The sequence below is a fragment of the Pseudomonas sp. MH10 genome, assembly GCF_034353045.1.
In the GTDB taxonomy this organism is placed as follows: Bacteria; Pseudomonadota; Gammaproteobacteria; order Pseudomonadales; family Pseudomonadaceae; genus Aquipseudomonas.
The window spans coordinates 4,800,034-4,819,937 of the sequence record NZ_CP133783.1 but is presented as its reverse complement, the minus strand read 5'-3'; the positions used below and the strand labels follow the sequence as shown (position 1 = coordinate 4,819,937).

Genomic DNA, 19,904 nt, shown 5'->3' with positions numbered 1-19,904 from the left:
TTATGCCGGCGCGGTGGGTCAAACAATCCGATAATCGACTAAGTGTTCGCTGATCGCCCAACTTGTTACGAGCGATTAGCGGTCAGGAAAGGAGTCAGGCAAACAGCTGCGTGCTCAAGTCACGGCTGGCATCGAGCATAATCGGCAAAAAACGTTGCTCCAGATCGTTGCGTGTCACCCGACCAGCGCTGGTACTGACATTAAGCGCGGCCAATACCTGGCCAGAAGCGTCGTACACGGGTACCGCAATCGAACGCAGCCCTTGTTCCAGCTCTTGATCAACAATGCACCAACCCTGTTGGCGAACCTGTTGCAAGCACTCCAATAAAGCCTGCGGGGTAGACAGCGTGCGGCTGGTTTTCGGCTGCAGATCGACGTGATCAAGGTATTCATGCAATGAGACGTCGTCTAACGCGGCCAGCAAAATACGGCCCATTGAGGTGCAATAGGCCGGCAAGCGCCCGCCTACTGACAAATCCACGGAGATCAAACGCTGGGTGGTCGCGGAGCGCGCGATATACAGAATGTCGTCGCCTTCGAGGGTAGCCATGTTGCAGGCTTCGTGGAGCTGGTCACTCATCTGGTCCAGGTACGGTTGCGCCGAAATAGCCAACGGCGTGGACGACAAATAGGCATGCCCCAGCGTCAGCACTTTAGGCAATAACGAATAGGCACGACCATCGCATGTCGCATAGCCGAGTTTGATCAATGTCAGCAGGCAACGGCGCACAGCGGCGCGGGGAATTTCCGTGCGGTGGCTGATTTGGGCAATGGTCAGTTGTCGCTTACGTTCTTGAAAAGCATGGATCACTGCCAACCCACGGGCTAGCGATGTCATGAAATCCGGATCACCCGTGAGGGCCTGAATGCGTTTGGCCGGTGATGCAATGATGGGCGGGGCCAGCGAAGCAAAAGATTTTCGTAGTTGGTCGTTCATCCTAAACACCGCTTGTCATGGCTTTCAGGCGGGATTGATTGCCTTGAAGCGTATTTATGGCGCATCCGATTGTGCATCTGGGCGATTATCGAACCAATGGCCGATAATCGCAATTGACCCACCCTCCAGATCCTTATACCTTTCACGGGCCATCAAGGTGGCTTCCTGGAAATACTGGTCAGGTACCACGGGAAGTCCCTCGGCACGGCCTTGCCCACGAAGCAAGGCCGTTTTTATTTCTGCGATTTCCAAGCGCAACCCATACGGTTGGCTGCTTCTAGTGGCACCACGGAGGCTGGCTGAGTTACTAGATCAGCCCGCCTTAGCAACAGGCGACCGTGCGCTGAAAACAATACGACGATCAGTTATAAAAGTTCCATTGGTACTGCAAACATAAGCCTCGGAACTCCAATACAACGAAACACCGCACAGATAGAAGACTTCTCGTAACAAACCCGCACATAAAGTTGACGTCGCCCGACATCTTGGAGATAGTGTTCGTCATTCGACTGGTTATAATGCCCCGCAGTGATTGAGCTTCCCCGCGCTAAGCGTGGATCCAATCACCTGAACCTTGCCCAATGTCAGCGCAAGGCCCAGTTAGCAAGCGGATGAGATGTCGAACTTTTGTTAGCCTCCGCGCTTGCAACTCGTAACTGTTGCTACGACAGCTGTTCTTTCTGGTGACCGTAGCCGCGTGCAGCGAAAGAAAGTGCTTACACGTTTACCGGGCAAGGATCAGCTGTTTAACAGCCTTGTGGACCGGATATAACCTGTACACAGACTTTCCAGGCTCTGCGTCTTCACCAGAATAAATTTCTACTTATTAGGTAAAACTGTGACGAAAGATGAACTGCGCGCGGAACTTGAGCGCCAGGAACAACGTTACAAGGATGTATACGGCGGGGCAGTCACCACCTACGCCGCACAACCCGAGCCGGAACGTAAGCCTTGGCGCAAAAAAGCCAGCCTTCTCGATCAGGCTTTCCAGCAAGAACTGCACAAAATGGAAAAAGACCTCAAGGAAGAACCCTAACCACCCAGACTGAAGTCAGTCTCGGCAGTTTGTTACGCCGCTCCCCTGTTGTGGGCGTAGCGCCCTGTGTAATGGGTTCAGGCATATACCAAGCGCTCAGCTATCTCCCCGACAGCCTGTCTGGCGGTAGCTGCACTTATCGGTTTTATTTAAGAATGTAACCGATGCGCTGCAGATGCATCGATTTGTAGGGTTTTCTGGCATAATCGCGCCCCCTCACGGCGTGGTCATAAAACCTTCATGATCGATTTTTTCAGCGGACTGGATGCTTGGGTAGTTGTGAGCTTGCTGCTTGCCTTGGCCTTCGTCCTCACCTTCGAGTTCATCAACGGCTTTCATGACACTGCTAACGCAGTCGCGACAGTCATCTATACCAAAGCCATGGCGCCGCACCTCGCGGTATTCCTGTCCGGCGCGTTCAACTTTCTCGGCGTACTGCTTGGCGGGGTCGGCGTGGCGTATGCCATCGTCCACTTGCTTCCGGTCGAGTTATTGATCAACGTAAATACCGGACATGGCCTGGCAATGGTGTTCTCACTGCTGGCAGCGGCCATTACCTGGAATCTTGGAACCTGGTATTTCGGGATTCCGGCCTCCAGCTCGCACACCCTGATCGGTTCGATTCTGGGCGTGGGGCTGGCCAATGCGGCGATCAACCACATTCCGTTAGCCGATGGCATCAACTGGCAGAAAGTGATCGATATCGGTTCGTCACTGGTCTTCTCGCCAGTGGCTGGCTTTGTCGTTTCAGCCTTATTGCTGCTCGGCTTGAAGTGGTGGCGTCCGCTGTCGAAGATGCACAAAACGCCCGACCAACGTCGTAAACTCGACGACAAAAAGCATCCTCCATTCTGGAATCGCCTGGTATTGGTCGTTTCCGCCATGACCGTCAGTTTCGTGCACGGCTCCAACGATGGGCAGAAAGGTATTGGCCTGATCATGCTCGTACTAATCGGCATCGTACCGGCTCAATTTGTACTCGATCTGAGCAGCACTACCTACCAGATCGAACGAACCCGCGATGCCACCTTGCACCTGAGCCAGTTTTATCAGCGCAACAGCGCAACGCTGGGTGAGTTTTTGGCGCTGGGCAAATCAAAGGAAGGCGACCTGCCGGAGCGTTCAAGCTGCAAACCAGAGCAAAGCGAGCCGACAATCAACGCGCTGCTCAACACCCTTAAAGGTGTCACTGACTACCATGCCCTGTCGGCTGAAAACCGCATCGAAGTACGTCGCTACTTGCTTTGCATGGACGACACGGCAAGAAAAGTCGGAAAAATGCCGGAACTGGCAGCGCGTGAAAAGTCGGACCTGGAAAAGCTTCGCAAAGACCTGACCGTTACGACTGAGTACGCACCGTTCTGGGTGATTTTGGCGGTCGCTATGGCGCTGGGCCTGGGCACGATGATCGGCTGGAAACGAGTGGTGCTAACCATCGGCGAAAAAATCGGTAAACAGGGCATGACCTATGCTCAAGGCATGTCCGCGCAAATCACCACGACCTTGGCCATCGGATTGGCAAACGTCTGGGCGCTCCCGGTTTCGACGACTCACATTTTGTCGTCGGGCGTCGCGGGAACCATGGTCGCTAACAAAAGCGGCCTGCAAAGCGGCACTGTGCGCAACATTCTGTTGGCATGGGTCCTGACACTCCCTGCAACGGTCCTCCTTTCTGCAGGATTGTTCTGGCTCGCGTCCAGAGTGCTGGCCTAACTCACTGCTGCCGAATAAAGTCTGTCCCCGTGTTGGCGGGGACAGACGGCCCACACAGCATCGCCCTCTCGACTTCGTTTCATCCCTCACGCATAGAAAACTCCGCACGCCCCCCTCTCCGTCAGCACCTATCGCAGATCTGTACGACAGCTCAAAAAGCCCTCAAAACCGGGCGTTAGCATCTTGTCTTTATGGACCGAACATCTATTCCTGACAGTGGTCAACCTAATGGACGACGACAAAACGGAGGGATAATCACCGTGCATATCGCTGACATGACCATGTTCTACGCCCCTGCCAGCGGTGGCGTGCGCACGTATCTAGATGCCAAACACCGTCGCTTGGGACGTTATCCGGGAGTTCGTCATAGCCTGTTGATCCCGGGAGCCAGCCTGAGTCATAAGGACGGTATTTTTAAGGTACCCGCCCCGGCGGTGCCGTTCGGGAACGGTTACCGGTTCCCCCTTCGCCTAGCGCCATGGCGAAACGTCCTGCACGATTTACAGCCTGATCTGATTGAAGTCGGAGACCCCTATCTAACGGCATGGGCGGCACTTGATGCACGCCGTCAACTGGATGTACCCGTCATTGGCTTCTATCATTCTGATTTGCCGCTGCTGGTCAGTAACCGCATCGGAAGTTGGATTGGAACCAATGTCGAAGCTTACGTCAGTAAGCTGTACAGCAACTTTGATCGGGTATTGGCGCCCAGCAGTGCCATGGCCAACAAACTTATCGGGTTGGGTGTACAAAATGTCCATGTTCAACAACTGGGTGTGGACCTGGCGACCTTTACTCCGACGTTGCGCGACCCCAGTGTTAAAGCCCAATTGGGACTCGCCGAAGACTCGCGTCTTTTGATCTTTGCTGGCCGAGGCTCACGGGAGAAGAATGTGCCTGTGTTGTTGGACTGCATGAAACGCCTCGGGCCGGAGTACCATTTGCTACTGGTCGGCTCTCATATGCCAGCGGTGGTCCCGGAGAACGTATCGGTGATCGATCATTTTTGCCCAGCCAGCGAAGTCGCCCGTCTGTTGGCCAGCTCAGACGCACTATTACATGCGGGGGATCAAGAAACCTTTGGCTTGGTGATCCTTGAAGCCATGGCCAGTGGGATTCCGGTGGTTGCCGTGGCGGCCGGTGCTTTCACAGAAATCGTCCCAGAAACCTGCGGAGTGCTTTGCCAACCTAATAACGGAGCGGCCATGGCCAGCGCTGTGCAGGAGCTGTTCAACCGCGACAGCACACTCATAGGCATTCAAGCGCGCAAATTTGTTGAACAGTACTTTGCCTGGGACACGGTGGTAGCGGGCCTACTTCAGCACTATCAAGCCGTACTCGGCACCCGGTCGCCGGTACTCGTTCATGTCTGAAACCAATCCCGCAGTGCTATTGGTGCTGCACGATGTCGCGCCTGAAACCTGGGCCGACTATCAGCCATTCGTGGAGGCCGTCGACGCTCTGGGCGACATTCCGATGACGTGGCTGGTGGTTCCTGATTTCCACAAACGCAACCCTTTGGCTACTGACATTCGTTTCCAGCGCGTCTTGGAACATCGCTTGGCCCGTGGCGATGAACTCGCGCTGCACGGTTACCACCACAGTGACGACGGCCCTCCTCCGAAAACCCCGCGTGAGTATTTCATGCGTCGTATTTTTACGTGGGAAGGCGAGTTTTATGCCCTCGATTACGATCACGCCCTCGCCCGATTACAGGCCGGCGTTGAGCTTTTTGAGCGTCTTGACTGGCCGCTTCACGGATTTGTAGCACCGGCCTGGCTGATGAGTCTCGGGACGCGGGAAGCGCTGCGTGCCCTGCCTTTTTCCTACACCAGCGATTCACAACATCTGTTTCAACTGCCGGACTTTTCTAAAATCGAAGCACCAGGAATCGTCTGGAGTGCCGGCAGCGCCTGGCGCAGAGGCGTGTCAAAACTGGTCAGCGACCGGCTTGAATTCAAATTCCAAACGGCGCAAACGATTCGGCTGGGTTTGCACCCGGTTGACATGCGCCACACATTCTCTCGGAACTATTGGCTGCAACTGCTGCAACGGCTAATGGACAGTGGTCGCACGCCAATGACCAAAGCCAGTTGGCTGGCCACGCAGCGCCCCGTTCTGAGGTCTGCCGCGTGAAACGCCTGGCCTTACTACTCGCCACATTGTTGGCGGCGGTCTTGATACCGCTGCTAGCGGGAGGGAGCGAAACCTTGCGGCGGCTAAGGGATTTTCCGCTGGGGCTGTTACTCGCCATGTTCGGCATGATCTTGCTGTGCTGGGGGTTAAACGCGCTGCGATTGCGTCTTTTGCTGGGCGACAATGTCCGCGAAATGAGTCCACTGAAAAGCCTCGGCGTGGTTATGGCCACGGAATTTGCGTACTGCGCTACGCCAGGAGGCAGCGGTGCGCCGCTGACCTTAATGGCACTGCTGTCGCGTAACGGCGTAAGGCCGGCGAAAAGCAGTGCAGTGTTCGCTACCGACCAACTGAGTGATCTGCTGTTTTTCTTATGCGCACTGCTGGGCATCCTGTTTTATGCCTTGTTTCACAGCCTGAGTCAGAAACTGGAATGGATGCTGGGTCTCAGCGCCACCCTGATGCTGGTCGGGCTTTGTCTGTGCCTCTGTTTGGCCAGGTACCATCGGCAGATCATCACGCTCAACGGCCAGTTGCTCAAACGCCTGAACACCAACGCCGTCACGCGAAGACGCTGGGCGCGAAAGCTGCTGCATTTCCGTAATGCGTTGGCCGACACCCTGAAAATGCCTCGAACAAGATTGACGTTGGTGTTTCTACTGACCTGCCTGCATTGGGGATTGCGCTACAGCGTGCTGTACCTGGCGTTGCGTGGGCTAGGGACGGATGTTCAGTGGGCATGGAGCTTTCTGATCCAGATGCTTTCACTGAGTGCCGGCCAATTGAGCTTGCTACCGGGAGGTGCGGGCGCGGCAGAGTTGACCTCCGCCGCGCTTTTGGCCCCGATGGTCGGAAATTCCACTGCCGCTGCGGCCATCGTGATCTGGCGTGCCGTGACCTATTACTTTTACTTGGTCGTCGGCGGCCCGGTGTTTTTGCTGCTCATCAGCCGACCGCTGCTTAATAAGCTCATGCGCTTTAGAGAAGCCTGACGGTTATTTATTTTCAGGTTTCTCGGGAGAAGGCGCGTCCTGTAATTGCTGCCACAGGTGCGCCGCGCCCTCAAACTCAGTGCCATCGTCCGGCCCCAATGCTTGGGGGTCGTAACGGCTCAAACAGCCCTCACCTAACGTAGGCGGTGCATTGGACGTGGCTTTATCGAGTGGGTCGGTCATGTGCGTCTGCGGCTTCCTTAATCAAACACCACGGTCTTGTTGTCGTGCACCAGCACGCGGTCTTCCAAATGCGAGCGAAGGCCACGGGCAAGGACCATCTTTTCAACGTCTCGACCGAAGCGGACCATATTTTCGATGCTGTCGCGGTGGCTCACGCGCACCACGTCCTGCTCGATGATTGGGCCGGCATCCAGCTCTTCGGTGACGTAATGGCAGGTTGCGCCTATCAGCTTTACCCCACGCAATGACGCCTGGTGATACGGCTTGGCGCCCACGAACGAGGGCAGGAAGCTGTGGTGAATATTGATCACTTTATGCGCGAAGTCTCGGCACAGCTGCGGCGGTAAAATTTGCATGTACCGCGCCAGCACCACCACGTCAGCTTGATGATGCGTGACCAGACGCGAGACCTCGGCGAATGCCGGTTCCTTGTCGGCAGCGTTCACTGGCACATGGTAATAAGGAATCTTGTGCCACTCGACCATGCTGCGCAGGTCTTCATGGTTAGAAATCACGCAGGCGATCTCACAGTCCAGTTCGTCCGTGTGCCAACGATGTAAAAGATCTGCCAGGCAATGGGATTCACGGCTGGCCATCAACACCACACGCTTCTTCTGAGCGGAATCGGTGATGCGCCAGTTCATGGAGAACTCTTGGGCAATCGGCGCAAAGGCGTCACGAAAGGCCTCAAGTTCAAGGGGCAATGTATCGGCGCGAATCTCGTGACGCATAAAGAACCAGCCACTGAGATTGTCCGAGTGATGGCTCGCTTCGGTTATCCAGCCGTTATAGGACGCCAGAAAGTTACTGACTTTAGCAACGATGCCGACACGGTCCGGGCAAGCAATCACCAGGCGAAAAGTGCGCATGTGGGGGGAACTCCAGAACTTCGCAAAGGCCGCCATTCTAGCGATTACGCGGCAAAACTGCAGTAATCCTCTTGGCTTGTTTGCCGCCACCCCACAATTATCCGTTCGCCGGGTACAGACTGCTGACACCTCCCGATCGGTCACCTCGATAGCGATAGCAAAACGACTCGATAGAAAATGGCAATAAACGCCTGCTCTTTAGGGTCTGCAGGGAATTATCTAGTGTTAACCCACCAATTGCATAAGCCTGATTTTTAAATAAATGCGCTAAAACTTTTCTTTAATGTTTACTTGATCAAAGTGTCTGACTATTATTGCGTCACTGTCTCCCTGTCACGCCACAACATTAGGTAACTCTCATGTCCTTGATCAACGAATACCGCGCCACAGAAGAAGCCATCAAAGAACTGCAAGCCCGTTTGAAGAATCTGTCCCAAGACGACAAACTCCAAACTGAACTGGAATTTGAAGGCAAACTGCGTACCTTGATGGGCGAATATCAAAAATCGCTGCGTGACATAATTGCACTGCTGGATCCAGAAGCAAAAAGCGGCAAGCTTCCACGTGGCGGCGCTGTTAAGCCTACCGGCACTAAGCGCGCCCGTAAGGTCAAGCAGTACAAAAACCCGCATAACGGCGAAGTCATTGAAACAAAAGGCGGCAACCACAAGACTCTGAAAGAGTGGAAAGCTAAGTGGGGCGGCGACGTCGTTGAAGGCTGGGCAACTCTGCTGGGCTAAGCAACAACGTCGTCAGCAATGACGACTAAAAAAAACGCCAGCTCTCTGGCGTTTTTTTATAGCTTTAATTTGCCTTAATTTGTAACAAAGTACCTCGGAAGCTCACCCGTAGGCGGTCAGAGGCAGAACCGAACCTTAAGTTGCTCTGCATAGTGTTGCCATTTACCCAAGATTTTAAGCTGCTCAGCCGACGCACTAAGGGATGCTGTGATCAACGCCTCAGTAAAACTTTGTAAAGTATTTGGCGCACCGCTGCTTGGGTTTGACAACCGTTGCCGACAAAAGGCGTGCCAGCGATGTTGCTCCTCAACAGTCAGGGTGTTCGCAAAGTTTCTTGCTCGGTACCTGAATAACAATTCAGGAAGACGCTCATCATCGAAAGGCCATTCATCACGGGCAAGATGTTCGGGTTCCGCGATGCGCACTTGATCACAAAGCCGACGATCACGATCGCCCAGAAACCCATCATATAACTGCTGTTCTGGATCCTCACTTGGCGTAAAGTCGTCTCGGCCATACACCGCCTTCAGTTTATCCTGCCAAAGTTCCCGACCATCGATTAGGCGCTGCACACGCTGGCGATAGTTCGTCATGTCCAGTTGCAAGCGTTGTTGATCTTCAGCGCGTAGCACGCTGAGCGGCGCGATCACCGGACAGCGATTTATATGGAGCACTTTAAGCGGTACCGGCAACTCTCCTTCTGGCAGATCATCACGGCGGGTATATAAGCGCTCGCGCAATGTATCGGCGTCATGCTCTAGCAGTGGTGCAGGGTCCAAATGCAAATCGCAAACAATCAGCGCGTTGCGATTTTGCGGGTGCCATGCCAATGGCAGCACCACGCCCAAATAATGCCGGGCAGCGGAAAAGCGCCCCGAGATGTGCACCAAAGGCTGCATCAGCCGGATTTGATCCTGTACCTGTTGCTTGCTGCGCAACTGAAACAGGTAGTCATACAATTTGGGCTGCTTATCGCGAACCAAGCGCGCCAGCGCGATGGTAGCGCGCACATCGGACAGCGCATCATGCGCCTGGCCATGGTCGATTCCATTGGCTGCGGTCAGTCGCTCCAACTTCAGCGTGACGCGCCCCTCTTCTTCGGGCCAAACGATTCCGTCAGGGCGCAACGCATAGGCGGTTCGCACCACATCGATCAAATCCCAGCGGCTATTGCCGCCCTGCCATTCGCGGGCGTACGGATCGAAGAAGTTTCGGTACAGGCTGTAGCGGGTGACTTCATCGTCGAAGCGCAACGTGTTGTAACCGGCACCGCACGTACCTGGAGCAGACAACTGAGCATGGACCCGGGTCATGAAGTCGGCCTCGGTCAGCCCCTGTTCCGCCAGCCGATCCGGGGTGATGCCGGTAATCACGCAGGCAGCAGGATGCGGCAGGATGTCCTCGCTGGGCTGGCAATACAGGTTGATCGGCGCCGCAATCTCATTGAGCTCAGCGTCGGTGCGGATACCGGCAACCTGTAGCGCGCGATCATTACGCGGGTTGATACCGGTGGTTTCATAGTCGTACCAGAAGATGCTGGAGGTCACGGGCTATTCCTGAGCAAAAGACTGGCGAATTGTAGGGCGTGCAACGCGTAAAGGGTTAATCGTCAAATTCAAACACACAACTCAGGGCCGAAAAATTGCCTTATTCATAGACTGTTTGTAACGGATTCAAGAGTCTGGTTGCTTCACTGGCCCGCGCTGGCTAGCATCGGACTTTGTTATCAGACAAGCACGTTCCGAAAATGCCCTCCCCGCCCGCTTCGCCAAGGATTGCAGCGTCGACAGAGCCGCTGGACACCCGTGCGCGAATTGAAACCCCGGAAGGATTCGACTTGATATTGCGCCCTGCGGGGCTGGTGCCACGTTCGCTGGCGTTCAGCATTGACCTGCTGATTCGCGTGTTGGTGATCGGTGGGCTGTTCCTGTTTTTCAGTGTATTCAGTACGTTCGGCAACGGCTTGGGCTTGCTCGTACTGTTTGTCGGAAACTGGTGGTACCCGGTGCTGTTCGAGGTCCTGAATCAAGGACGAACCCCCGGAAAGCAGCTGATGGGCCTACGCGTTGTTCATGACGACGGCACCCCCATTGGTTGGGCGGCGTCATTGACGCGCAATCTGCTGCGTTTTGTCGACATGTTGCCGTTCGGCTACGGCCTTGGTGCCGTCTGCTGCCTGCAACATCCCGAGTTCAAACGCTTGGGTGATCTGGCTGCCGGTTCATTGGTGATCTATCGGGACGCGCTCACCGCGTACCCCGTCTTACCGGAAGCGGTATCGCAGGCGGCGCCTTTGGTTCTGACGCTGGATGAACAGCGAGCCGTGCTGGAGTTCGCCGAGCGCCAAATCCGTCTGTCTCCCGAGCGCACCCAGGAACTGGCTGAAATTGTGGCGTTGCCCTTGCAGATTCCTGCTGATCAAGCGGTTGCCCGGCTTAACGGAATCGCTCGCGGTTTGCTGGGGTCGCCATGAAGCAGAATCAATTCGAAACTCGCCACCAACCCGACTGGCAGCGCTTTGCCAATCTGTTGGAAACACTTGAACGTGGCAAACCCGACAGCACCGCCTGTGCCGGATTCGCTGGCGACTATCGACGCATCTGCCAACAATTGGCCCTGGCCCATGAGCGCGGTTACAGCAGCTACCTGATCGATTCCTTGCAACACTTGGCGACGCGCGGCCATCAACAGTTTTATCGGCATCGCAGCCAGCTGGGCCCACAGATGCTGAGTTTTATCCTCGCAGGCTTCCCTCGACTGGTACGAGAGCAATGGCGCTTCGTGCTAGCCGCGAGCGTGTTGTTTTTTGGCAGCCTGATCGGCATGGGCCTGTTGGTCTATTTTTTCCCAGACCTGGTGTACTGCGTCGTCAGCCCCGAACAACTGACGGAAATGGAAAGCATGTACGACCCCGCCGCCCGCCGCCTTGGCGAAGCAGCCATACGCGGCTCAAGTGAAGACTGGATGATGTTCGCTTACTACATCATGAACAACATCGGCATCGCGTTTCAGACATTTGCCACCGGTGTGCTGTTCGGCCTGGGCAGCGTGTTTTTTTTGCTATTCAACGGGCTGATGATCGGCGCCGTGGCCGGGCATCTCAGCAGCATCGGTTTTGGGCAAACATTTTGGTCGTTTGCCATCGGCCATGGTGCGTTCGAGTTAAGCGCCATCGCCTTGGCCGGGGCTGCGGGAATGAAACTGGGCTGGGCGCTGTTGGCACCGGGCGCCTTAACCCGCAGCGAAGCGTTGCGGCTGGCGGCAAAAATCAGTGTACGGCTGATGTACGGGGTCATGCTGTTTTTACTGATCGCCGCCTTTATCGAAGCCTACTGGTCATCGTTGAACAGCTTTCAGCCCCTGACTAAATACCTGGTCGGCGCCGCGCTGTGGACGCTGGTCGCGACCTACCTGATCTTCGCCGGCCGGAGTCGCCATGCGCCTGACTGACGCCAGCGTTACGATTCGTCCGCGCAATCCCTGGGAAGCCATCGATCTGGGCGTGCTGTTAGCGCGCGAACATCGTGCGTTGCTAATGAGCAGTTGGGCCATCGTTACGCTGCCTATATTTGCCCTGTTCAGTTTGGTGTTTTGGGATTATCCAGCACTGGCGATCTTGTCGTTCTGGTGGCTAAAACCGATCTTCGAGCGCTTGCCGTTACTCATCCTGTCTCAAGCGCTATTTGGCTCGACGCCCAGTCTTCAGCAGGCATTGAAAGGATGGCTGCGCCTGATAAAACCGCAGTGGTTCGCCAGTTTGACGTGGCGACGGCTGAGCATGAGCCGCAGCTTCAAAATGCCCGTGCAGCAACTTGAGGGCTTATCCGGCCCAGCACGCCAACAGCGCATCAGGGTTCTGAGCCATGGAAGTCTTCGCGCCGCCCGCTGGTTGACGTCCATCGGAAGCAGCCTGGAGTCGACATTGTGGCTGGGCTTGATGGCGGTCTTTTATTTTCTGATTCCGCAACAGATTCGCCTGGATTGGAGCTGGAACAGTGTGCTCGACCTTCAAGAAAACTGGACGTGGCTTGAGCACCTGAGCAATTCGTTTTATGCACTGGTACTGGTTTTTTGGGAGCCCATCTACGTGGCGTGTGGTTTCACGCTGTACCTGAACCGCCGGACCGAGCTGGAAGCCTGGGACATTGAATTGGTCCTGCGACGTTTACGCCAACGCCTGATCGGCAGCGCCTACGTCATGTTGATCGGCGTCGGGTTAGTCTTCTCGGCGGCTACGCCTTCTGCCTGGGCGGACGAACAAATCTACAGCTGCCCGTTGCCACCGTCAGACGCCACGGCAGCGAACCGAGCCGATGCCGGACCCGATAGCCCGCGATTAACTCACCAAAAGCTGACCAGCAGCGCCGCTCGCGAGAGCATCAAGACGCTGGTGGCGCAACCGCCATTCAAGAACCCTGAAACCATCAACGGTTGGCGTGCGATCAAAAATCCGTCATCTGCCGAGCACCCTGCGCTGCCCGGCCAGTGGTTATTGGACCTGATCAACTGGGCGGAGCATGCCGCTAAACTATTTGCCCGTGTCGTTGAAGTGCTGCTCTGGACTGCGGCCGTGGTCTTAATGAGCGTATTACTTTGGCGCTATCGGGCTTGGTTACGCACCTTTGTCAGCCGGCAAACCACTCGACCGATTGAGCGCGACAGTGCGCAACAGCTTTTTGGCTTGCACGTTAGTGCACAAAGCCTGCCCGACGACGTGGCCACAGCCGCCGAACGTTTGTGGCCAAACCAGCCTCGCGAAGCACTGGGGCTGCTGTATCGGGCGCTGCTCAATCGGCTGTTGATTGACTATCACCTCCCGCTGAAAAATGCCGACACCGAAGGCGAGGTGTTACGGCAGGTCGCGCATCTCAAGCTCAACCGACTCAACGAGTTCAGCCTGACCCTGACTGCCCATTGGCAGAATCTTGCCTACGGGCACCAGTTGCCTGATGTGCATTTACAACGCGAGTTATGCGAAGGCTGGCGTCAATTGTTCGGTCGCCCATCCGACAACGCAAAGCGCCCATGAGCAAGCGCAACGCATGGGTTATCGGACTGCTGGTGCTTGGTTTACTGGCGCTGGCCGGACGCTATTTTTATACGCACCTTGAGCGCTACAGCGAGGTCATTGATCACGGCCCATCGCGGATAGCACGCACCAACCCTTACCTGGCAGCTGAACAGTTTTTGCGGCAGCGCTCGGTGCCCGTCGACGTGACCCATGTCCTTTCGGATTTGCCTGACGCCCGCCTTGACACGCGCACGCTGCTGTTACTCGCCGACCGCGAAAACATGACGCCTCGGCAAGTTGACCGGTTATTGAACTGGACCAAATCTGGCGGGCATCTGTTATTCGTCGCCGAACAATTGTGGGACGAGCAGAAAGGTCGCAGCGGCGATTTGCTGCTGGACCGCGTGCAAATTCATCAAGTCCTCAGTGCCAGTCTTCAACCGCCAGAGCGCACGAACAGCACACCCCTGAAACCCTCCAGCGACTTATTGCTTGCCTTGCTCCCGCCCGCTGAATCACCTCAGTTGACCAAGCTCTATTTGGAGAACGAGAGGGATCCGGCGTATTTCAGTTTTGACACTCGCTTTCATCTGGAAGACCCGAAGGATCACGCGCAGACCTGGGCCAACAGCGAAGGGTCGACGCACATGATGCAACTGGTATATGGCGACGGATTGATCACGGTATTGACCGACAGCGATCTCTGGAAAAATAACGCCATCGAACACGACGACAACGCGTGGCTGCTTTGGTACCTGACGCAGGACAGCACTGTCACGATGCTCCTGCAGACCGAACACGGCGATTTATTCAGTCTCCTGCTGCGTAAGTTCCCGCAAGCGCTGGCAGCCTTGGCGTTGCTGATCGGGTTGCTGCTGTGGCATACCGGAGTACGCCAAGGCCCGCTGCAGGCAACGGCGTCAAGGGCGCGTCGACAGTTGATCGAACACCTGCGCGCCAGCGCCGACTTTATACTCCGGCGCAGCGGTCAATCCGCTCTGCTGCGTGGGCTGCAACAAGACATCTTGCGCCGCGCCCGGCTACGCCATCCCGGGTTCGAACGCCTGGGTGTCGCCGATCAATGGCAGGTGCTTGCACGCCTGACGCAACAACCGACCAGTGCTATCGGTCAAGCCTTGCGCCCACCGCCCAATAAAAAGCTGTCCGCCACCGAATTCACCCGCCAGGTTGCCCACCTGCAAACACTCAGGAATGCCCTATGAGCGAACACTCGACGGACCCGCAAAGCAGCGCCGAGACCCCGCCTGCCGCGAGCAATCAGGCTCAACAACGCCAACGTGCCACCCACTTGGCTCAGGCGCTTCGCCATGAATTACAGCAGGTCGTCATTGGCCAGGTTGCGGTGATCGACGACGTGTTAACGGCATTGATCGCAGGCGGTCATGTGTTGATCGAAGGCGTTCCGGGCCTGGGCAAAACTTTGCTGGTCCGCGCCCTCGCCCGCTGCTTCGGCGGCGACTTCGCGCGTATCCAGTTCACCCCCGATCTAATGCCCAGTGACGTGACCGGCCACGCCGTATACGACATCCAAACAGAACAGTTCAAACTGCGCAAAGGGCCCCTATTTACCAACTTGCTGTTGGCCGACGAGATCAACCGCGCGCCTGCAAAAACCCAGGCGGCGTTGCTCGAAGCCATGCAAGAACGTCAAGTCACACTCGAAGGTCGCGCCCTGCCGATTGCTCAGCCGTTCATGGTGCTGGCCACACAAAACCCCATCGAACAAGAAGGCACCTACCCTCTGCCCGAGGCGGAACTCGACCGTTTCATGCTTAAGCTGCGCATGGACTACCCCGAAGCAGCCGAAGAACTGAGCATGGTCCGACAAGTCACCCGCTCGACCAAAGCCGACATGCTTGACGTGCAGCCACCGCGTACCCTTTTGCAGGCCAAGGATGTTTTGATCCTCCAACGCATTGCCAGTGAGTTACCCCTGGACGAACAGGTGCTGGATTATGCCGTACGCCTGGCTCGCACCACCCGCAGCTGGCCGGGCCTGACCCTCGGCGCTGGGCCGCGTGCGTCCATCGCACTGGTTCGTGGCGGCCGCGCCCGAGCAATGTTGCGTGGCGGCGAATTCGTCATCCCGGACGACATCAAAAGCTGCGCATTGGCGGTGTTGCGTCATCGGGTCCGGCTCTCGCCGGAGCTGGATATAGAAGGGCTGTCCGTGGATCAGGTACTCAAGCAGTTGCTTGATCAGGTTCCGGCACCGCGTCTGTGAAACAGATCCTCAAGCCATCTCGCCTGCAGCTTATATGGCTCGGCGGGCTGACCGGCGTGGCGGTGATCGTCGGCACCTTGACGGCGCTGGGCGTGAATCTTCCGAGCAGCGTTTCGGCAGTCTGCTGGGGATTGCTTCTGGCGATGATGATCCTCAGCCTGATTGATGCCTTGAAGCTTTTGCGGGTGCCGTCGCCACGCCTGCAACGTCGGTTGCCGGGCAGCCTGGCTTTGGGACGCTGGAGCGATGTGAGGATCAGCATCGAACACGACTACTCGCACCCGATGACACTGGGTATATTTGACCATGTGCCCGCAGGGCTGACCTTCGAAAACCTGCCTCAGTCCATCACGCTGCGCCCCGGAGAATTCGGCGAGTTGAGTTATCGACTGCGCCCCGTGAGTCGTGGGCATTTCGACTTTGGACGTTGCGAAATAAACCTGCCCAGTGCGCTGCGTTTATGGACCACCCGCCGCTATGTGCCGCTCACCGGGGCAAGCCGCGTATACCCCGATTTTGCGCGCCTATACGGCGGCCAGTTGCTGGCGGTGGACAACTGGCTGAGCCAACTGGGAGTTCGCCAGCGTCAGCGTCGCGGCTTGGGACTGGAGTTCCATCAACTGCGAGAGTTTCGCGAAGGCGACAGCTTGCGCCAGATCGACTGGAAAGCTACGGCGCGCCAACGCACACCCATTGCTCGCGAATATCAGGACGACCGCGATCAGCAGATTATTTTCATGCTCGACTGCGGCCGACGCATGCGCAGCCAGGACGGTGATCTAGCCCATTTCGACCATGCGCTGAATGCTTGCCTGCTGCTCAGCTACATCGCGCTGCGCCAGGGCGACGCAGTAGGCCTATTAACCTTTGCCGGCGAGCAGCAGCGCTATCTGGCCCCGGTCAAAGGCACCAGCCAATTGAACCGATTGCTCAACAGCGTCTACGACTTGAAAAGCACTCAGCGGGCAGCCGACTACAGTGTCGCCGTGCGCCAACTGCTCGTTCGGCAAAAACGCCGCGCACTGGTGATTCTTGTGACCAATCTGCGTGACGAAGACGATGAGCAATTGATTGGCGCGGTCAAGCAGCTCGGTCAGCATCACCGGGTATTGGTCGCCAGCCTGCGCGAAGGATTACTCGACAGCGTGCGCCAGACCCCTGTCCAAACGTGGCAAGATGCGCTGGCTTATTGCGGCACCGTTGAAGTCCTCAACGCTCGCACAGATCTGCACGAACGGTTGATCGCTCATGGCGTGCCAGTAGTGGATGCGCGCCCTTTGGAACTGGGGACACAATTGGTAAGCCGATACCTGAGCTGGAAAAAGGCTGGCACGCTTTAAGTCGGTGCCAGCGTTCGATCCCATTGCACTGTCAGGCGGAAGCGCTTTCAGAATGGAAGCTAAAATACTGCTGCAATGCCAGCACCAGGTGCATGTAGTCGATGGGCATGGTCCGCAACGCAAACCCCGAATCGTAGTTACCGGGGGTTTCGTCTTCTTGGCACCAGAGACAGCCTGCATTGAGATCAATATGCCGTGGCACGCCTGCGCTGCCGGGAATTTTCAATTGCAATTCGAAATCAGCGCCCACCAGAATTGGCAGATTGCTGATCAACATCAAGCCGTGTTCGGAAACGTTGCCTAAATAACCCATCGGTTTATCCGTATACCGATTGAATATCTGCAAATAGCACGGCAACTGGTGACGCTCGATTCGTCGTTCGATTAACATGTCTGACGGTCGCCATGAATAACCATTAAGCATGGTCGCGCTAGTGCTATGTGATTTCGCGCCGGGCTCGTAGCGTTGCCGCCACCCAGGCCAAATCTCCCTTTTTATTCCCGCGCGCCCTCTAACTCCCCAATGCCGTTATGTGTGCGGAATTCGTATTGGAATGCTCGTTCGCGTGGGAATATGCCGGTCCATGGCCAACTGTGCGCTTTACGTCAGTGCCTCCACTCCATGAACACAATAGTAGCTCAAGGCTGGCACTCAGCTATTCAAAAGAGTGACCGTCGATCCAATTGAATGCAATTAAAGCGGGGACGGGGTCGTTTGAGCAGATTCGCCAGGATGGAAATGCCCAAGCTGCTGCAGAGTGTCCAGTCGCGCTCGCGCCCGGAATGCATACTCACTGCTCGGGTATTCGGTAATGATGAACTGGTAAGTCTGCGCAGCATCGACGTACAGCTTCTGACGCTCCAAGCATTGGCCGCGTAACATCGAAACTTCAGGCTGAATGTAACGACGCGCGCGGCTTTCGCGCTCAACCTGAGACAACTCGATCATCACGCTATCGCAATTCCCGCTAGCATACGAGCGGTAAGCGCTATTGAGGTGCTCGTCCATGGACCAACGGGTACAGCCGACGACACTCGCCATCAGGGCAAAAACGATCAAAATTCGCATGGGGCTCTCCTGTGCTCTGCAGTGTATCGACCCCGTACGGATTTTCTTCAGGTTGTTTTTTGCCCTGCGCACGGGCTATCAGGTAGTGCAAAGGAACAATGACTACAGCTCAAGACAGTAGTAGCCTCACGCTGCGCTTCAACTAAGGAGACTGTGCATGACCGTTCGTCGCACCAAAATCGTCGCCACCCTTGGCCCGGCCAGTAACTCGCCGGAAGTCCTCGAACAATTGATCCTGTCAGGCCTGGACGTTGCCCGCCTGAACTTCTCCCACGGCACGCCGGAAGAGCACAAAGCTCGCGCCCTTCTGGTTCGGTCGATTGCCGCCAAGCACGGGCGCTTTGTCGCACTGCTGGGCGACTTGCAAGGTCCTAAAATACGGATCGCCAAATTCGCCAACAAGAAGATCGAGCTGAAAGTCGGTGACTTGTTCACCTTCTCCACCACGCATCCTCTGAATGAAGGCACCCAAGACATCGTCGGTATCGACTACCCAGATCTGGTCAAAGACTGTGGCGTGGGCGATGAGCTGCTGCTCGACGATGGCCGTGTGGTCATGCGTGTCGACAGCGCCACCGTCGACGCCTTGCACTGCACCGTGCTGATCGGCGGCCCACTGTCCGACCATAAAGGCATCAACCGTCGCGGCGGCGGTCTTACCGCGCCAGCCTTGACTGAAAAAGACAAGGTCGACATCAAGCTCGCAGCGGAAATGGAACTGGACTATCTGGCCGTTTCATTCCCACGCGATGCCGCCGACATGGAATACGCACGCAAACTGCGTGACGAATCAGGGGGCACTGCCTGGCTGGTCGCGAAGATTGAACGAGCCGAAGCCGTGGCGAACGACGAGACCCTCGACGCGCTCATTAAAGCCAGTGACGCGGTGATGGTTGCCCGTGGTGACTTGGGTGTTGAAATCGGCGATGCCGAGCTGGTAGGCGTTCAGAAACGCATCATCTTGCACGCACGCCGCCACAACAAAGCGGTGATCGTCGCAACCCAGATGATGGAGTCGATGATCAATAACCCGATGCCGACTCGTGCCGAAGTGTCCGACGTGGCAAACGCCGTATTGGATTACACCGATGCAGTCATGCTGTCGGCAGAAAGTGCGGCGGGCTCATACCCGATCGAAGCGGTCCAGGCCATGGCGCGGATTTGTGTCGGCGCTGAAAAGCACCCGACCGGGAAGTCCTCCAGCCACCGCATTGGCACAACCTTTACGCGTTGCGACGAGAGCATTGCACTGGCCGCCATGTACACGGCGAACCACTTTCCCGGCGTGAAAGCGATCATCGCCCTCACCGAAAGCGGTTACACACCGTTGATCATGTCTCGGATCCGCTCTTCGGTGCCGATCTACGCATTCTCCCCGCACCGTGAAACCCAGGCGCGGGCCGCCATGTTCCGTGGCGTCTATACCGTACCGTTTGACCCAGCAGCGCTGGAACCCGGCAAAGTCAGCCAATCGGCAGTGGACGAGTTGCTTAAACGCGGCCTGGTGCAAAAAGGCGACTGGGTCATCCTGACCAAAGGTGACAGCTATCACACCATCGGCGGTACCAACGGCATGAAAATCCTGCACGTCGGCGATCCAATGGTCTAAGACCGCCCCGGCAGTATCAAAAGC

General features: G+C 56.4%; 19 protein-coding genes. 13 read left to right on the top strand and 6 right to left on the bottom strand.

All coding sequences use genetic code 11. The annotated features are described in order from the left end of the window. Positions 1–94: 94 nt before the first annotated feature. Entirely contained in the window at positions 95–937 is an 843-nt protein-coding gene (pcaR, locus tag RHM59_RS21720) for a pca regulon transcriptional regulator PcaR (RefSeq protein ID WP_322165955.1), read from the bottom strand. Between the two features lie 838 nt (positions 938–1,775). Between pcaR and RHM59_RS21715 the strand changes: the two genes are divergently transcribed. The 5 genes from RHM59_RS21715 to RHM59_RS21695 all read left to right on the top strand — a co-directional run bounded on the left by RHM59_RS21715 (position 1,776) and on the right by RHM59_RS21695 (position 6,814). Continuing rightward, the gene (locus tag RHM59_RS21715) at positions 1,776–1,973 is read left to right on the top strand and encodes a hypothetical protein (RefSeq protein ID WP_322165956.1); all 198 of its coding nucleotides are present in this window, start codon (positions 1,776–1,778) and stop codon (positions 1,971–1,973) included. 240 nt (positions 1,974–2,213) lie between these two features. Further along, entirely contained in the window at positions 2,214–3,686 is a 1,473-nt protein-coding gene (locus RHM59_RS21710) for an inorganic phosphate transporter (protein WP_322285364.1), read from the top strand. A gap of 260 nt (positions 3,687–3,946) precedes the next feature. Beyond that, positions 3,947–5,059: a glycosyltransferase family 4 protein gene (locus RHM59_RS21705; protein WP_416195035.1), complete on the top strand. Its 1,113-nt coding sequence runs from the start codon at positions 3,947–3,949 to the stop codon at positions 5,057–5,059. Further along, entirely contained in the window at positions 5,052–5,822 is a 771-nt protein-coding gene (locus RHM59_RS21700) for a polysaccharide deacetylase family protein (RefSeq protein WP_322185004.1), read from the top strand. Before RHM59_RS21705 ends, RHM59_RS21700 begins: the two co-directional genes overlap by 8 nt. Next, positions 5,819–6,814 (top strand): lysylphosphatidylglycerol synthase transmembrane domain-containing protein, encoded by a 996-nt coding sequence (locus RHM59_RS21695; RefSeq protein WP_322285363.1) that lies wholly within the window; start codon positions 5,819–5,821, stop codon positions 6,812–6,814. The genes RHM59_RS21700 and RHM59_RS21695 overlap by 4 nt, the downstream gene beginning before the upstream one ends. Before the next feature lie 3 nt (positions 6,815–6,817). Here RHM59_RS21695 and RHM59_RS21690 read toward each other — a convergent pair whose 3' ends face one another. Together RHM59_RS21690 and purU are read right to left on the bottom strand one after the other, a co-directional pair. Next, positions 6,818–6,997, bottom strand: a complete 180-nt coding sequence (locus RHM59_RS21690; protein ID WP_322165960.1) for a hypothetical protein — start codon at positions 6,995–6,997, stop codon at positions 6,818–6,820. Positions 6,998–7,014: 17 nt separating this feature from the next. Then, positions 7,015–7,866: a formyltetrahydrofolate deformylase gene (gene purU, locus RHM59_RS21685; RefSeq protein WP_322165961.1), complete on the bottom strand. Its 852-nt coding sequence runs from the start codon at positions 7,864–7,866 to the stop codon at positions 7,015–7,017. 359 nt (positions 7,867–8,225) lie between these two features. Between purU and mvaT the strand changes: the two genes are divergently transcribed. Further along, the gene (mvaT, locus tag RHM59_RS21680; RefSeq protein ID WP_322165962.1) at positions 8,226–8,606 is read left to right on the top strand and encodes a histone-like nucleoid-structuring protein MvaT; all 381 of its coding nucleotides are present in this window, start codon (positions 8,226–8,228) and stop codon (positions 8,604–8,606) included. A gap of 116 nt (positions 8,607–8,722) precedes the next feature. Here mvaT and sbcB read toward each other — a convergent pair whose 3' ends face one another. Next, positions 8,723–10,153: an exodeoxyribonuclease I gene (gene sbcB, locus RHM59_RS21675; protein ID WP_322285362.1), complete on the bottom strand. Its 1,431-nt coding sequence runs from the start codon at positions 10,151–10,153 to the stop codon at positions 8,723–8,725. A gap of 200 nt (positions 10,154–10,353) precedes the next feature. On the opposite strand from sbcB, the gene RHM59_RS21670 reads away from it, so the two are divergent. Genes RHM59_RS21670 through RHM59_RS21645 form a run of 6 tightly spaced genes read left to right on the top strand, consistent with a single transcriptional unit; the run spans position 10,354 to position 17,202 of the window. Beyond that, a complete protein-coding gene (locus RHM59_RS21670) occupies positions 10,354–11,079 on the top strand; it encodes an RDD family protein (RefSeq protein ID WP_322285361.1) in 726 nt (241 codons plus the stop codon). Further along, positions 11,076–12,056: a stage II sporulation protein M gene (locus RHM59_RS21665; protein ID WP_322285360.1), complete on the top strand. Its 981-nt coding sequence runs from the start codon at positions 11,076–11,078 to the stop codon at positions 12,054–12,056. The genes RHM59_RS21670 and RHM59_RS21665 overlap by 4 nt, the downstream gene beginning before the upstream one ends. Further along, the gene (locus tag RHM59_RS21660; protein ID WP_322285359.1) at positions 12,043–13,635 is read left to right on the top strand and encodes a DUF4129 domain-containing protein; all 1,593 of its coding nucleotides are present in this window, start codon (positions 12,043–12,045) and stop codon (positions 13,633–13,635) included. The genes RHM59_RS21665 and RHM59_RS21660 overlap by 14 nt, the downstream gene beginning before the upstream one ends. Next, positions 13,632–14,840 carry a DUF4350 domain-containing protein gene (locus RHM59_RS21655; RefSeq protein ID WP_322285358.1) on the top strand — a complete coding sequence of 403 codons (1,209 nt, stop codon included), beginning with the start codon at positions 13,632–13,634 and terminating at the stop codon, positions 14,838–14,840. Before RHM59_RS21660 ends, RHM59_RS21655 begins: the two co-directional genes overlap by 4 nt. Continuing rightward, positions 14,837–15,862 carry a MoxR family ATPase gene (locus RHM59_RS21650; protein ID WP_322165968.1) on the top strand — a complete coding sequence of 342 codons (1,026 nt, stop codon included), beginning with the start codon at positions 14,837–14,839 and terminating at the stop codon, positions 15,860–15,862. Before RHM59_RS21655 ends, RHM59_RS21650 begins: the two co-directional genes overlap by 4 nt. Then, positions 15,859–17,202, top strand: a complete 1,344-nt coding sequence (locus RHM59_RS21645) for a DUF58 domain-containing protein (protein ID WP_322184988.1) — start codon at positions 15,859–15,861, stop codon at positions 17,200–17,202. The genes RHM59_RS21650 and RHM59_RS21645 overlap by 4 nt, the downstream gene beginning before the upstream one ends. Positions 17,203–17,233: 31 nt before the next feature. Here RHM59_RS21645 and RHM59_RS21640 read toward each other — a convergent pair whose 3' ends face one another. Further along, complete coding sequence (locus tag RHM59_RS21640) at positions 17,234–17,593, bottom strand: PilZ domain-containing protein (RefSeq protein ID WP_322165970.1); 360 nt, start codon at positions 17,591–17,593, stop codon at positions 17,234–17,236. A gap of 303 nt (positions 17,594–17,896) precedes the next feature. Further along, complete coding sequence (locus RHM59_RS21635) at positions 17,897–18,271, bottom strand: tetratricopeptide repeat protein (RefSeq protein WP_322184986.1); 375 nt, start codon at positions 18,269–18,271, stop codon at positions 17,897–17,899. A gap of 157 nt (positions 18,272–18,428) precedes the next feature. Here RHM59_RS21635 and pyk point away from each other — a divergent pair, with 157 nt between their 5' ends. Beyond that, complete coding sequence (gene pyk / locus RHM59_RS21630; RefSeq protein ID WP_322165972.1) at positions 18,429–19,880, top strand: pyruvate kinase; 1,452 nt, start codon at positions 18,429–18,431, stop codon at positions 19,878–19,880. Positions 19,881–19,904: the final 24 nt, after the last annotated feature.